The sequence below is a fragment of the Paenibacillus sp. OK003 genome (genome assembly GCF_900109515.1).
In the GTDB taxonomy this organism is placed as follows: Bacteria; Bacillota; Bacilli; order Paenibacillales; family Paenibacillaceae; genus Paenibacillus; species Paenibacillus marchantiae.
This window is the reverse complement of sequence record NZ_FOBD01000003.1, coordinates 127,635-143,324: the sequence shown is the minus strand read 5'-3', so window position 1 is coordinate 143,324 and position 15,690 is coordinate 127,635. Positions and strand designations below refer to the sequence as shown.

The 15,690-nt window shown below is 46.6% G+C and carries 9 protein-coding genes; all 9 read right to left on the bottom strand.

Translation table 11 applies throughout. The annotated features are described in order from the left end of the window. Positions 1-10: 10 nt before the first annotated feature. Positions 11-1,567 (bottom strand): glycoside hydrolase family 43 protein, encoded by a 1,557-nt coding sequence (locus BMW94_RS05555; protein WP_090995500.1) that lies wholly within the window; start codon positions 1,565-1,567, stop codon positions 11-13. Next, positions 1,568-2,521 (bottom strand): carbohydrate ABC transporter permease, encoded by a 954-nt coding sequence (locus BMW94_RS05550; RefSeq protein WP_079693768.1) that lies wholly within the window; start codon positions 2,519-2,521, stop codon positions 1,568-1,570. Next, complete coding sequence (locus tag BMW94_RS05545) at positions 2,521-3,486, bottom strand: ABC transporter permease (protein WP_090995497.1); 966 nt, start codon at positions 3,484-3,486, stop codon at positions 2,521-2,523. The genes BMW94_RS05550 and BMW94_RS05545 overlap by 1 nt, the downstream gene beginning before the upstream one ends. A 106-nt stretch (positions 3,487-3,592) precedes the next feature. Continuing rightward, positions 3,593-5,266 carry a type 2 periplasmic-binding domain-containing protein gene (locus BMW94_RS05540; RefSeq protein ID WP_090995494.1) on the bottom strand — a complete coding sequence of 558 codons (1,674 nt, stop codon included), beginning with the start codon at positions 5,264-5,266 and terminating at the stop codon, positions 3,593-3,595. Between the two features lie 117 nt (positions 5,267-5,383). Further along, a complete protein-coding gene (locus BMW94_RS05535; RefSeq protein ID WP_090995491.1) occupies positions 5,384-6,919 on the bottom strand; it encodes a response regulator transcription factor in 1,536 nt (511 codons plus the stop codon). After that, entirely contained in the window at positions 6,894-8,732 is a 1,839-nt protein-coding gene (locus BMW94_RS05530) for a sensor histidine kinase (protein WP_175480587.1), read from the bottom strand. The genes BMW94_RS05535 and BMW94_RS05530 overlap by 26 nt, the downstream gene beginning before the upstream one ends. A 43-nt stretch (positions 8,733-8,775) precedes the next feature. After that, on the bottom strand, positions 8,776-10,302 hold the full coding sequence (locus BMW94_RS05525; protein WP_090995485.1) for a response regulator transcription factor: 1,527 nt from the start codon (positions 10,300-10,302) through the stop codon (positions 8,776-8,778). Between the two features lie 584 nt (positions 10,303-10,886). Further along, the gene (locus BMW94_RS05520; RefSeq protein WP_090995482.1) at positions 10,887-12,173 is read right to left on the bottom strand and encodes a cellulase-like family protein; all 1,287 of its coding nucleotides are present in this window, start codon (positions 12,171-12,173) and stop codon (positions 10,887-10,889) included. A gap of 86 nt (positions 12,174-12,259) precedes the next feature. After that, the gene (locus BMW94_RS05515; RefSeq protein ID WP_090995479.1) at positions 12,260-15,655 is read right to left on the bottom strand and encodes a tetratricopeptide repeat protein; all 3,396 of its coding nucleotides are present in this window, start codon (positions 15,653-15,655) and stop codon (positions 12,260-12,262) included. Between the last annotated feature and the right edge of the window lie 35 nt (positions 15,656-15,690).

Genomic DNA, 15,690 nt, shown 5'->3' with positions numbered 1-15,690 from the left:
AGCGACTGAATCAGACCGAGTACTCGAACCAATCAAAATATGCAGGTGTGCTGCTTGCCTGACCATTGCCGGTAGCATATAGTCCGACCACTGATCCGGTAAAGCACATTTTGCGTACAAAATCCTCGGGAGATATGGCACGTGCCGAGCCTGCACACAAGACTGTCCAGTCCTGTCCATCCTCAGAACATATCAATCTGTATTCCTTCTCTGTCGATTCGATTCGAAGCCATAACTGCTCCGTTGCAATCTCGCTCTCGTGCACCATGTTCGACTCTCCTCGCACCGTTAAGCGAGCAAAGAGTACGTTTCGCCCATCCAACCTGCTTATGCCAAGCTCATAGTGCGCATCTTCATCCCGACGAACGCACAGTCCCGCTTCTTCTCCATCCGCAACTGGCATGAATGTCAGACAGGTCGTAAAGCAGGCATGAATATGCTGCTGCCTGCGGCCAACAAACGTAATCTGACCTACATCTCCAAGCCCTCCTGCCTGACCATACAGCGTTAGCAAACCTGGTTTTTCCGTAAGCGAGCATGTCCCTTCTGTCGGGTTACGCACAAACATCCATTGCGGCCCAAGTTCTCCGTCGAATTCGTCCCGGCCGACAACGATGGCCGTATGGCTCTGGGACAAAGAAGGTGATGCCATTGGCAAACGCTGGACCTTCATATCCAGACTCACGATTCCTTCATTGTTATCAATATGGGGCCACCCCTCGTTCCAAACGACCGGTGCGAGGAAGGTTTCACGTCCAAGCACGCTATAACCGTCCTCCGTCAAACGCACGCCAAGGAAAACGGCCCACCAGTCTCCTTGATGATCCTCCACCAGATCGGCATGACCCAGATACTGAATTGGATGATCCAGATGGCGATGGGTCAGGATGGGCTCAGGATAGCGTTCAAACGGACCATAAGGTCGATCGCTTCGACCGATGATCTCACGATGCTCCTTCGCCGTCCCGCCTGAAGCAGACATCATATAATACAACCCATTGATTTTGTAAAGATGCGGTCCTTCGGTCCATGGCCCTTCATCCCCATGCCAGACAACTTGTGGTTCAGAGAGCGCTTCACCTGTGGTGATGTCAATCTCGTATTGGATGGCATGAGAATCGTAATCGGCGCCTTGTTGGGCGGTCACGTACACTTTGCCATCGTCGTCAAAAAACAGCGATGGGTCGATTCCCCCGTATGGGATACGAATCGGATCAGACCAGGGGCCTGCAGGGTCGGTTGCCGTAACGTAGAAATTGCCGATGCCTCTCACATCTGTCGTAATCATATAAAATGTACCTTCATGGTAACGCAGTGCAGGAGCATAAATCCCGTCTGAGCTTTTCTGCCCGGTCAAATCCAGCTGGCTGACCCGATCCAATACATTGCCAATCTGCTCCCAGTGAATCAGATCCCGGCTCCGAAAGATCGGCACTCCGGGAAAATATTCAAACGAGCTGCATATGAGGTAAAAATATTCTTCCGCCTTCACGATGCTGGGATCCGGATAGAATCCGGGAAGGATCGGGTTGGCATAACAGATCGTATTCGCTTGAAGCTGCTTCATCTATTCCTTCACACTCCCTACATTTAGTCCAACGACAAAGTATTTTTGCATAAACGGATACACCAGCAAGATCGGAACAGAAGCGACAATTGTAACTGCAGCACGAATGGAAATTGGAGTTACCTGTGTTGAATGCTCCACCCCCACGCCGTTGGCAACGGAAGGATTACTATTGGCGTTCATACTGGAAGACAACAGTTTCATCAGTTCGTATTGCAGTGTACTGAGCTCTTGACGTGATGACGTGTACAGAAAAGCATCGAACCAGGAATTCCATGCGCCGACTGCGACAAAGAGCGCAATGGTCGCCAGCACAGGTTTGCACAGTGGAAAAATAATTCTCCAGAAAATTCTGAAATCTCCTGCTCCGTCAATTTTGGCTGATTCAATCAAACTTTCGGGAATCGTGTAAATATAGGTACGAATAACGATCAGGTTGAACGCACTAATCAGCGATGGTAAGACATACACCCAGAACGAATTGATTAAGTGCAGGTCCTTCATCAAGAAGTACCCCGGAATAAGCCCTGCATTGAAATACATCGTCAGCACAAAAATGGTCGTAATCAGCTTGCGGAAAATATAATCGCGCCGACTCAGCGTATAAGCCAGCATGGTGGTCAAGAAAATGTTCAGAACGGTGGATAATACTGTACGTGCAACGGAAACCAAAAATGCGTTATAAATTGTGCCTGATGCAAATACGGCTTTGTAATTCTGCATGGTGAAATCGCGGGGCCACAAATATAAGCCTCCTCGAATGGTGTCATTCCCTGCATTAAACGAAACCACAATGGTGTTCAAAAATGGATACAACGTCACAATCACCAGCAGAACCATGAAGATGGTGTTAAAGGTGTTGAACAGAAACGGTTCCATGCCTCTGCCACCTGGGCGGCGCACGGAAAGCGCCGCTGTATTTCCTAAACCAGACAATGGTGTTTTTTTCGTCATTATAACAGCCTCTCTTCCCCAAGCCGCTTGGCGGTCCAATTCGCTACAAGTAACATTGTAATGCTGACCACGGTCTTGAATATTCCGCCTGCAGTTGCGAGCGAATAGTTGCCCTGTGCAATCCCGTATTTGAGCACGAAGATATCAATCGTTTCTGCCCAGTCTACAACCAACCCGTTACCCAGCAAATACTGAACCTCGAAGCCGGCTTCTAGAATATGTCCAATCGACATAATCAACAGGATGACAATGGTAGGCTTGATTCCCGGTAAAGTGACATTCCACATTTTTTGATATCGATTGGCTCCATCAATATCGGCAGCTTCATACTGTGCCGGATCAATAGAGGCCATCGCCGCCAAATAAATAATGGTGCTCCATCCGACTTCTTTCCAAATATGAGAACTTGCAACAACGCCCCAGAAATACTTTCCTTCCGTCAGCCACAAGATCGGCTCGTTGATTAAGTGTAGTTTCATGAGGATATCGTTGATAATGCCGTCAGAAGCAAGCGATGTCGCCACGATGCCGGTAACGATAATCCATGATAAGAAGTGAGGAAGATAAGAGATGGTTTGTACCGTCCGCTTCCACATGATCTTCTTAATCTCATTGAGTAACAATGCCAAAACAATGGCTGTAACGAAACCTAAAATCATGTTAATGATACTCATGGCAAGCGTATTGCGAAGCACACGCAAGAAATTGTCATCCGTGAACAAAAATTGAAAATGCTTGAACCCTACCCACGTTTGCTGCGAGAAACTTCTGGCCGGTTTGTAATCCTGAAAGGCCATCGTCCAGCCCCATACAGGCACATAAGCAAAGATGATAATGTACGCAAGCAGAGGAACAGACATCCATATGAGCTGTCTCTGTGCTTTGATATTTTGCCAAGTAATCTGCCTAATTTTCGGTTTTTTCTTCGGGCGGAGCGGCTTGGTTCCCACTACAATTTCCTCCATAATATCAGGCTCCTATCCATCTTTATATTGAACGGAATAACGTCCAGCGATATGTTCTTCAAAAAAATCAGGAAGGAAGGTAGCCTTCCTTCCTGACAGCAATCTCTTATTTCACAGACCAGTTATCGATTCTCCACTGCAATACTTCATTGATACGATCTTCATACGCTTTGATATCCAGCTTTTGAATTTCGGAAACGTATTCGCTCCATACACTGCTGAATTCAGACGGGTTAGCCAAAATCGCTTTCGGCAAATATTTGGTTGACAACTCGTTCAACTTCGTATTGGCAATCTTGGCTGGAGATCCCTCTACCACATCGACAGACCAAGCAGGGTAAGTCACCGGATTCTCAGGTGGAGCACTGAAGAAATCGACATAGCTGTTGAAACCGTAAGCCTCCAAAACTTCCTTATCAAACGGTCTCAAGCTGGCTTGATATTCTTCTGGCTGATTGCTTGCTGAAGTGGCGTTGCCATCGCTAAAGTAACCTTCAATCTTCGGTGCGGTTCCATAGAATGCATCTGCTTTGTTGGCCAGTTTCCAGGCAGCATCCGCTGCATTGTCGCGTTGTTCTTGGGTTTTCATGAAGCGGCCTTCTTCATTGACATAATAGTCTTCATCCTGAATGCCCCAAGTGAGTGTTTTCTGCCAATCTTCTTCCATCAGTTTGTCGAGCGCTTTGAGGATTTTTACAGGGTCTTTGGCACTCACGGTAATACCGAAACCATTGTTGAGATTCAGTGCTGCGCGGTCGCGATAATAGTCTTTGGTGCTGCTGTCATACACGAGCGGGAAACCTACATAAGTGCGTTCAATTTTATCTTGCGTTATGAGTGAATCTTCCGCGCTTTGGAAATTCCAGTGTTGATCGAACATGCCGAGTACGGCCCCACTGGACAATTTGGCCATATATTGGTCGTAGTTCTGTGCAAACGCTTCCTTATCAAGCAAGCCTTGGGCATTGATTTCATTCAGCTTCTGATAGTACTTTTGGGCATAATCCTTGTCTGCAAAGATCTCCGCTTTGCCATCGTTGACGACCACTCCACCATCATTCGGATGACCGATCAAATGCTGCGGCGGATTCAGCAAGCCCCAGTTTTTCCAATCATAGTTCAATACCTCGAACCCGACTGTCGGTTTGCCGTCAATGGTTGGATACTTTTCCTTGTATTTCGCGATCAAGTCAAAGTATTCGTCCAGTGTTTTTGGCGTCGGATAACCGAACTCTTTCAACACGGCTTTTTGAATCCAAAAGGCAGGTCCGCTGTAGTACGTATCAGCCACTTCGCCGTTGTATGCACCGTAGTTTGGCAGGTAGTAAATGTGTCCATCATTCGGGTCCTTCATTTGATTCCAATACTTCTCGTAATGCTTCTTCAAATTAGGCGCGTGTTCTTCAATCAGATCTTCCAGCGGTATGACTGAACCGGCTGCCGTAAGTTTGGTATCGGCTGAGATCAGATCCGGATAGTCTCCACCGGCGATCATGACGCCGAGCTTCTGGTTTTTGTCACCAGCCAAAAATTCAAATTTGAATGTAACGCCAAGCTCATCCTTGATTTTTTTGTAGATTTTGTTGTCAGCAGTTGGCTGTTGTCCGGCCTCGTTCAGGAATACCGAGATTTCTAACGGATTGTCAGCCCCCACCTCACTACCTTTACTGCTCTCCTCTCCGCTGCCTGAATTGCCACTTGAGCAACCTGCTAGCACAACGCTCAACGACAATAACAGTGTTGCCCCCATACGAAAGAATGATTTTTTACTGTCCCCCATAAAGCACCTCCAAAATTTGATCTCACTATATGAAAGCCCTTTCATTTGAATAATTTAATTATAAATTTACATCTACATGGAAACTATATTCGAATTATAGCTCTTTCCGAGAAAAGCTCAGGTTTTCTTATATTCGTTAGGAGACATGCCAATACGTTTCTCAAATTGTTTTAAAAAATGATGGTAATTGGCGTATCCAACCTTTTCCGAGACCTCGCTATTTTTGTACTGATTCATCTGTAGCAACCGACATGCCTCCTCAACCCTCAGGTTATGAAGCAGCTCATTGAAGCCGATCCCATTTTTGCGTATCAACAGTTGTCCCAAGTAAGCCGGATGCAGGAAAAAACGTTCCGCAAGCATCTTAATCGTCAATGCATCCCGGAAATGCGTATGAATGTAGTCGTTGATATCCTGCACAATACCCTGCGCTTCGAAGACACTCTCTTTAAGCAATAACTCAAAGCAGACTCTACCGCACGAATGCAGCATGCCGATCAAATCATCAAAGGTTAACAGTGCTTCATCCAGATCCGGGATTTCGAACGAACGGTAATTCTCTGAATCTTCTGCCATTTGCGCCCTCATGTAAGCCCGAATTTCATGAAGAAGGTAAATCACAAATTTTCGAGCCTCATCCGGGTGGACCCGTATCTGTCGAAAGGATTGCTCTATAAACTCCACAGCGGACTGGTAGTTGGCGTAATCAATGAGCTGAAGTGCTCCCAGCACTCGCTCGATCAGTTCAACCTGTTGGTTATGCCTTTGAAAATCGTGGTTCTGGAGATCGGCATAATCCAATATGCTGTTCCCCTCCACTTCATAAAAGGCGTGCAGCAACGCCTTCTCTGCTGTTATTCGGGAGTTGCTGATGTGATGAAGAGATGATTCGGTTGAGCCAATCGCCATATATGTACGAAAGCCCGCCAGACGGCGAGCCAGTGTTTCTAATTGTTTTCTTAAATTCTCACTCGTTCTCTGCTGTCCGGGGGAAACATCGCCGAACACAATGGATACGAGATCTTTTCGCATACGAATGATATAAATAACATGCTGTCCGTTCAGAACCTCTGAAGCAAGACGGCTCCACCGGCCAAACTCTTTCTCGGAGACCTGAACCAGGCATACATTCCAGGATTCAGCTGACCGGGACAGGGATTGCATTAGTTGAGTGCCTTCTGCAGACAGCACTTTGCCTAATAAAGCCTGCTTCATCGTCAACATTTCCTGCTCTCTCCATGCAATCTGTCCAATATAAAGCTGCTCTTGCTCCTTCATCAGTTCCATGCCCATCATGCGAATCTCGGACTCCGCCTGTTCCTCGTCCAATGGTTTTAACAAATAACCGGAAACTTTGAATTTAAGCGCTTTTCGCGCAAACTCAAAATCGCTGTACCCCGTAAGAATAATGAACTTGGTCGACCAGTTGCCTCTACGCCGCCATTCTTCAATCATTTCCAGTCCATTCATGATCGGCATTTGAATATCAACCATGACAAGATCCGGCTTTAGCTCTTCCATTCGTTCCAACCCTTCCACACCGTTGCCACACATCGCGCATACCTCAAAGCCAAGACTTTCCCATGGAACCCACAGCTGCAAGCCCTCTAGTGCCCATGGCTCATCATCAATCAGCAGCACTTTGAATGCCATTGTTCCTACCTCCTTCTTTACCCTGATGCTCTAGCAGTTGCAATGGAATCTCAAAGGAAACCTCGGTCCCCTCACCTATTCTGCTCACCAGGTTAAAATCCACTTTATCGTCATAATACAATTCAAGACGGCGATATACGTTGCGTATGCCAATATTACTCCCCCCGCTCTCCTCCTTGCTTCGCATATGATACAGAACCTCTTGCAGCCGTTCCTTGTCCATGCCCTTACCATTATCAGATACAACAACACGCAAGCGCTCGCTCACAACCTCCGCTTTAATCTTCACATAACCGAGCCCCTCAATAGCCTGAATTCCATGTTTACATGCATTCTCGGCCAATTGCTGGATACTCATCTTTGGAATTCTATACTGGCTCGCCTCATCGCTAATATCAATGTAAAATTCAAACTTGTCTCGAAAACGGAATTTTTCAATCCCCAGATACATGACCGTAAAACTCATTTCCTCTTCCAGCGTGACCACATCGTCCTTCCAATTCAACAGACGGCGAAGCAGCTTGGATAGGTCCTTGATAATATCCTTGACATCCGCATAATTGTTTTTGGTGCTGACCACCAACAGCGCATTGAGTGTATTGAATAAAAAATGGGGATTCATCTGGCTTTGCAGCAAATTCAGCTCAGCGCGAATGCGCTCAGCCTCTTGGCTCCGCTGCTGAATTTCAAGCTTGTACACATTATTGATTAAGGAATGGATCTGAGCGGTCATCATATTGAAATTACGAATGAGATGACCTATCTCATCCTGTCCACCATCAATATTGATCAGATCAAATTTCTCATTCCCCACCTTTTGCATATGTCTGGACAGACGCTTCACTCGATGATTGTATGAACGCAGCATGACATAGATGAAGATGGAGGTAACCAAAGTAATGATACCGGCCAACATGCCGAAATAAAGCTTCATGGAAAGCATTGCTTGTTTGACACGTGTTTCCTGAGGCACGCCAATGAGCTTCCAACCTTTCACATAGCTGGCATTGCCAATCGGAACAATATGTAGGTCCTTGTCCGCCGCCTTGCTCGTATCAAATAACGCATAATCACTATCTATCTCACCCTGATATTTGTCATCTGCGGATACGATAATCTGATTCTTGGCGTTGACCAGATACAGGTCCAGCGAACTTTTCTCTCTCGCAATAACGTCATAGAATCGATTCAGGTAAAAATCAATGCGCACCAGCTTCTTGTAGGAGTTGTCTACGTTGTAATAGTCCATTTTTTCAATTACGCTAAAATACGATGAGGTCGCCGCGCGATCATTCACTGCCTGATCGCGATAAGCGAGCACACTCAGTGATTCCCCTGCCATTTCCCATTGTCTGAACCAGGCACTGGCATTCATGGAGCTATCCAGGTAATAATAATCCCCTCCAGACACGATGGTTGGGTTATCCGTATAGATGCCGATTCGCTGGATCTGATTGTTCACAGGAATATAAGAAGTCATCCGATGGCGAAGCTGTTCATCGAACGTATTGTAGAAATCCAGTTGGCCGTTGTATACACGATCCATGGATTCGGACAACAGCTTGTCCGTGATTAAGGCGTGACTGACAGCGATCCCCCCGTCAATCATGGTGTGAATGTCCTTTCTGGCTCGCTCCAGCGAGATTTGCAAATTCTGTTCTTCCCGTTCCTTGATTAGCCCCGACATACGATCCATGAACAAATAATTGCTTGCTATGATCGGAAGCAAAATACCGATAACATAGATCAGCATAAACTTGTAGTTCAAAGGGATATCGTTCACGATGCCGCGAAATCGGAATTTCTTAAACATGTCTTCCATCGCCATCCTTCATTCGTTACTTGTGTAGTCAGATCTATGGTTGTTTCCGATATGCAGAAGGAGCCATCCCCGTCATTCGCTTGAACTGACTTACAAAATAATCGGCATTGGGGTACCCTGAATGGACCGCAACTTCGGCTATGCTGGAACAGCTCTGTCGCAGCAGTCTCTTGGCTTCCTCCATCCGTTTATCATTCAGATATTCCCGAAAAGACTTGCCCGTCTGCTGTTTGAAGGCTTGCCCCAAATAGTTGGCATTCATATGAAATTTCTGTGCAAGTTCCTGGAGCTGCAGCTTTTCCCGAAACTCATGGTTAACATACTGCACTACACGGAAAATCGTACTGCATTCCTTTTCTTTCCGCTGCTCTTGCAGAGCTCTCAAAGCGTTGACACTTAATATAAGTGCATATTCCTGAAATGCAGGATAGGAGTCAATGTCGGTTAAGTCGCCCAACATCTGTTGTAGCTGCAACACAAATCTGTCTACATCTCCATCCAGCTCCTTCAGCTGCTTGAGAACTCCCATTTCTAGGGCAAGCAACTGCACCCGAACATATTCTATAGCAGACACAGACAGCCCTGAATCTGGATTTGCAAGCAGTTCGTGAACCTTTATCTCCAGTCCATCCTCTTCACCCGTTAAAATGGTTTTAAACAGGTTCGTCAACGCTTTTTGGTTCACGGTCGCCATGCTACCGTTCCGTGGCAAATCTTGATCGTGGATAATACCGCTCCCTTTTTGATAACGCTTCCATTCCAACGCAGATAACGCTTTTTCAAATGCCGGCCGCATTCCGACTACTCCACCTGAATGATATCCAAATGCCACAATGATCGATGCCTGACTGGAATACATCTCATACAGGGTTCCCCCCAGCCTCTCAAGCCAGCTCAAAGAATCTTCAATTTCAGCAGCAAACACACCCATTCTTCCTTCAGCATCCATAAAAAATTCATAGTGATGAGCGCTTGCAAAACGCTGTACGTGTGACTGTATGTCCTCATTGCATGAATCCGTCTGAATTAAAAGACAGGCCATGTTCTCATGACCTTCCATTTGCAACAAACGTTCCACTTCGGCTTGCAGTTCGCTGCTGTCCTCCCCTTGAAACAGACGGTTGAACAAACAATTTACATATAAAGTACGCTCGTGTTGATGCAATTTTTCTGAGACAAGCTCGTTCTGAATTTTAAGACTCATCTGTTCTAATACGTTTTCAATCTCAACCTCATCAATGGGTTTGAGTAAATAATCCTCCACACGCTGTTCCAGCGCTGTTTTCGCATAATCGAAGCTATCGTATCCGCTTAATATGACAAATCGGGGCGGTTTGGCTAGTTTTTGCATCGAACGGCCAATCAGCTCAAGTCCGCTCACGGAAGGCATATGAACATCTGTAAATACCAGGTCTGGCTGAAGATCCTCAATAATGGCCCAAGCAGCGTTTCCGTTCTCGGCCTCTCCACAAATTTGAAAACCGTATTTGTTCCAATTGACCATTGTTCGCAGACCTTCCAGTACCCACGGCTCATCATCCACCAACAAAACATTCATCATTCTCGTTTCCCCCCGTTAATAGTGATGAATAATCTGCTTTTACCTTGGACACCAACATTAATCATTCTGATTCAATTATATGTCAGCATACTCCTCGAAATTAAGATATTTATTCAATCATAACATCCTAGTAAAGAATACCAATACTTCAAGTCAATAAACAATACTTTTTAAAGAAAATGCTTTAATTTGAACAGCCATGTCTATAAGCTAGAATGTTGATTAACTTGCCAAATGGATCACGGACATAGCATCGACGAGCTCTCCCAAGGCTCATTCCCTCCAATGAGGAAGCCTCTCCCTTAATTCACATTATCATCTAGTACCACGTTATTCAATCGACAAAAAGGCCAACCAGAAGATTCTGGCTAACCTGATCATGCAAAAGTGGGATGTAGCCCTTATGAAATTTCAAATTTGGTCAATAATAAGAAATTAATTCAGATGAAAATCTAGGGGAGTGACTTTTTTTCTTATTTTCTTCCTTTAGTCGTAGTTTACGGATATAGTAAAGTGTTCACTCTGATGTACGACGTTTCTGATAAAAGCAGAACATAAAGTTTGGTTCTTGCCCAATATAACAGCTATTTCGATTCAAGAATATATCGGTTCCATTTCTGTTGCCAGGCGATATCATCCCAGAAGGGATGATGCGGTGCACAGTTAGAGCATAGCGTCATTCCCCAGAAGCCAAGAGCCATTCCTTTTCGCAGCGCGTACTCTGCAATAAATTTACCGACAGGCCCTTCCTCGAATCCCGCTAACAGCGGCGTATAACCAACATATCCTTCCCCTATAACGACTGGTAACCCGGAATGAGCCGCCCATTCATGAGCTTCCTCCAAGCGCATATCTGCCTTTTGCAGCATTGCCAGCTTATGTTTACTGTAATTGTCGTATAAAAAAAGATCCCATTGGTCTGGCTCCACCCAGTCATGCAGATAAAGCAGCCTTAGCCCTACCGGATTTCCTTCCATCCTCCATTCTTGGCCACGGGGTAGCGAGTACTCTTCAAATGGAGGCGCATCCTCCCTCAGGAGCGATTGGACGAATGCGCCGGGAAAAACTGCCTGCTCATCATCCAGTCCTGCCGCTTCGGTTAATTCATTCAATACCCCTTTGATATAGAGATGAAAATGCGCAACCTGTAAATTTCCCGCTACATAGGATTTGGGATAGGCTTCATTTAGTGTATAGCTTGCTGTCATCAGAATATCGGGGTGCACACTTCTAAGATAACCTACGGCCTCTTCAATGTAAGGCTGCATGGCTTCCACCAGTGCCGGTACATTGGACGAGGCAATGCCTTGAGCGGTTCCAATCTCGGTCAGTTGCCCGAACTCCACCTCATTATGCAGTTCTGCGTAAATGATCTGTTCGTCGTATCCTTCCGCTTTTATATATCGAATAAGCTGATCCATAGACTTGGCAATAGCCATAAAACGCTTCTCCGGAGCAATGGCGGCCAGTTCGTCGCGCAACCCGGGAAAAGCCAGGAAACTGGGGCTCTGCTGATATTCCCACGAAGACAGCATGATATAACAGCCATGGGCCTTGGCCTGTCTGAACAACTCCAGTAAATGCGCATGACCATCCAGCTCGGCGCCGCCCCGGCAGTTGTACCAGCGTGTCCGCTGTCCGATCTCACCAAGGCTACCGAAGTGTAGGGGGCCCGACCGTTTGCCTTCCGCCGTAAATAATAAGAAGGGCATCGCACAGATTCGGATCGTATTGTAGCCTCTCTCCACCGCTTCCTTAAATCTCGTCTCTAGGTCGCTGTATGGTTCTCCCGGTAAGGTCATGGTGTACCAGGAGAAATCCCACATTGTGATGGTTAGTTTGCTTGGTAACCTGCTAAGCGCTACATCCATTATCATTACACCCTCTTTTTAGTTTTTAGCAATACAGATTTTTCCCTCTGTGACCCAACCAATGGACAATGCTATTTGAGGTATCATCAAGGTTGAAATCCTTCACGCCATTGCCGGGGATACCCTCTATGAACCATTGCCCCTTGATGAGCTGGCTCCATTTTCAGAACCAACTCAAGTTCGGTTCCGGCTTCTTCGTCACGGCCAAGCCCCAGAAGTCCCAAGCCTCTCATGTATCGGCAATGGATTACATTGCGCTGGTTCAAATCATCCTCAAATACCAGGAAATCCGGCAAGGATACAGCAAAATAATCCAATTGGATATCGTCAAAAATATGCTTTTCAGCATAATCAATCAGTTTATTGAAGCGACGCTTGGCTTCCTTCTCGTTACGGAGCTTCAACCAGGCCAACCCTTGGTAAAAGATCATTTCTGGCGGCTGATCGTTGTAGAACAACGCACTTGTCGGCTCTGCCAAACCCTGTGAAGCTATGGTGTAACTAGCGATGGCTTCTTTTTCCCGCTGCAGACCTTCGTAGGCCATGCCGAGATAATAATAAATATTGTTCTCCTGAGTTCCTTCCAACTTCCCTTCACCCAGATTCAGCGGATAGACTAATGCTTGTTGTAAATGCTGAGCCGCTGCTTCATAATGACCGTTCTGCAGCGCTTGTTTGCCAAGCTCAGTATGAGCCAACTTATATTGTCCCGTTACTTTCCCCTCTCCACCTTCCCACGGATGGAAATTGCGCAGAGACAGGGCAGCGATGGCCTCTTGATAACATTCAAGATTGTTTAGCAGGGTTACGTATTCCACATACAGATCATCCCTCTTCTCAACCAGATCTCGCCGCTCTTCAAGGATATGGAGGCGTTCGTCTGTTGACCACCTTAGCTTCTTACGCAGCTGGTCCAGTTCGTAGAAAATACGCCCATCATCCGGTGCACAAGTAAAGGCCTTTTCAAGCGAAGTTAGGGCCGCTTGCGGATTGTTCTGCTTGTTGTAATAAGCCAACCCCAAGTTTCGGTGTACCGTCGGATAATCATCCCGCAGTTCGCGGGATTTCTCCCAGCTCGCAATCGCCTCGATAGATCGTTTTTTGTCATAATAGAAATTCCCCAGATAGTAATGAGCCTTGTCGTCCTCCGGATTCGCATGAACTGCACTTACCAGCAGCTCAAGTTCATACAACGTGTTCGGGAGACAATAGATTGGATCAGCGAATTGTCCCTTACGGCGAGCTTCTTGAGCATGTTTATATTGTCCGCAACGTTCATATAATTCAGCGAGTGCATAATGCAGCATCGGATAGACGGAATTCTCTGGATTCACTATTCTTTCCCCTACTGCAATGGCTTCTTCGTAGAGACCGCTGTCCATATAGTCTGCGATGACATTCAAATAGTTGTGGGCATCATTTCTCATCAATTGCTGCAACTCAGTCAGAATACCTTGAGCAGCATCTTTGTCTCCCAAAGCTTTATGAGCCAACGCCAACTCATTATAAGCTCCAAAATCCGCAACATCCAATTCCAGGGTTTCAAGTGCATAGCCCTTTGCTTTATCAAACAACCCAAGCTTGCGCAGCAATGCGGCTTTCAGATTACGTGCTTTGTAGTTTCGGGAATTGCGGATGAGTGAACGCTCAACCTGTTCCATTGCCTCGGCGTACTGGCCTTTCAAACTGGAAATCTGAGCAAGTGAGAAGTACCCTGCATCCTGCCATGCTGCCGACCATACCGATTTGTGAAAAGCAGCAAACGCTTCATCCAAAAGGCCTTGGCCACGCAGTGCTACCCCCAGCTGGTAGTAGGCCTCGCTGTCATAAGGATTCGGATTACGCCAGGTCAACCGCTCAACCGCTTTGCGGAAATACGGCTCGCTATCTATATATAATCCACGGCGAAGCAGTAACGTTCCATAAGCTACATTCAACCGGATATCTCCGTTGTCCCGCTTCAAGCCTTCCAGATAGTAGGCTTCAGGCTCAAACGTGGCATGACGATATTGCTCCAGATGCTGACCAGCCAGATACAGTTCTTCAGTTGAACGCAGTTCTTCGGGTGCGGCCAGTGGTCTAGCAGCTTCAGGGACGCGCTCAATATCCTTACGTTTCGGTTGATAGGAAATCAGCAGCCTGCCCTCCCTATTTCGGACAGAAAGTTTCAAATTACACTCCTGCTCTCCGCCCTCCAGCGGTATAACCTTCTGATATACCTTTACCGGGGACAATTCAACCGTTTCCTGCAAATACCGGGTTGCCGCCCCACTCAACTCCACAACGGCATGTTCGAGTTTAGATGTTGCATATACCTTGATCACTGCCTCTCCGGCTTCAGCATCAACTTCCAGATTGATGGCTGCTTCGATGGAGGCATTTTTTACGACACCGATGTTTTTGTAAGGCATGAAATACTGGGTAAAGGTCTTCTCCTCGTAGGGCTGTAGCCAAGTGAAGTCGGGCTGATTGTCTGTGTACACTCCAGTCATGAGTTCAATGTACGGGCCATCCTCATCCGTCAATTGACGGTCCCACGCTTGGCCGAACTCGCCATTCCCCCAGGTCCATTGCTTCTTACCAGGAGAAATATGATGATTTGCCACATGCAGCAATCCGGCCTCTACTCCGTGATCATATGCGCCGACGAAATTGTAATCGGATTTATAAGCCATGTACGAGGTCGGAACCGGGATGTTTTTATACCGCGAAATATCTACGCCTTCCGAATAATCCTGTTTGTAATAGGTTCCGGTAGCGATTGGGAAACGCGAGACATCCCTTTTGCCATGATCAAATACAGCCGTTACGTCTGGAGGAAACACGGATTGCGTATATTCATTAACCGCTACAGCGGGATTTGCCCACCATAGGAAGGTCTGCGGCTCAGGTGTCCGGTTGTACAATTGAGCATGGATCTCCAAATAGGCCTTGTCGGGATAGAGCTTGAAGGCTGCTGTAACTTTTGTACCGTACATCCGGTCAATCTCACTTACCCATACTGTAGCACTGCCGTCGCCAGTTGCTTCGTATTTGTATTCAACCGGGCCAAATGTATTAGGACGGTGGTGCTGCGGCCAGTTAAATTCAATGCCTCCGGAGATCCAAGGACCCGCAAGGCCCACCAGCGCAGGCTTAATGACGCGGTTATAATAGACAAAATCATAATGGTTCGTCTTGTCAAGCGCGCGGTAGATTCTACCGCCGATTTCCGGCATGATCTCAATACGGATATATTGATTCTCCAGAATAACCAATTTGTAATTTTTATCATGCTTCACATCCGAGATACTCTCGATCACTGGATGCGGATACACACGACCAGAGCTTCCCTGATAGACTCTGTTCTCCAGAAACATCGGATTCGGGTCAGCTTCACCCGCTTCATATGTAGGTATCAGCACGCTTGTCTCCCACACTCTTACCTGACTGGACCCGGTTGGATCCACCTCCAGCTTGTGATCCACAGCCTCATGCTTCATGTTAGAACTGCCTCCCTTGGCTTGATAGTTATACT

What these genes read in the sequence shown, in the direction of transcription:
- BMW94_RS05535 (WP_090995491.1), bottom strand. Translation starts at nt 6,919, where the DNA reads ATGGCATTCAAAGTGCTGCTGATTGATGATGAGCCATGGGCACTAGAG.
- BMW94_RS05540 (WP_090995494.1), bottom strand. Translation starts at nt 5,266, where the DNA reads ATGGGGGACAGTAAAAAATCATTCTTTCGTATGGGGGCAACACTGTTA.
- BMW94_RS05525 (WP_090995485.1), bottom strand. Translation starts at nt 10,302, where the DNA reads ATGATGAATGTTTTGTTGGTGGATGATGAGCCGTGGGTACTGGAAGGT.
- BMW94_RS05550 (WP_079693768.1), bottom strand. Translation starts at nt 2,521, where the DNA reads ATGACGAAAAAAACACCATTGTCTGGTTTAGGAAATACAGCGGCGCTT.
- BMW94_RS05530 (WP_175480587.1), bottom strand. Translation starts at nt 8,732, where the DNA reads ATGTTTAAGAAATTCCGATTTCGCGGCATCGTGAACGATATCCCTTTG.
- BMW94_RS05555 (WP_090995500.1), bottom strand. Translation starts at nt 1,567, where the DNA reads ATGAAGCAGCTTCAAGCGAATACGATCTGTTATGCCAACCCGATCCTT.
- BMW94_RS05520 (WP_090995482.1), bottom strand. Translation starts at nt 12,173, where the DNA reads ATGGATGTAGCGCTTAGCAGGTTACCAAGCAAACTAACCATCACAATG.
- BMW94_RS05545 (WP_090995497.1), bottom strand. Translation starts at nt 3,486, where the DNA reads ATGGAGGAAATTGTAGTGGGAACCAAGCCGCTCCGCCCGAAGAAAAAA.
- BMW94_RS05515 (WP_090995479.1), bottom strand. Translation starts at nt 15,655, where the DNA reads ATGAAGCATGAGGCTGTGGATCACAAGCTGGAGGTGGATCCAACCGGG.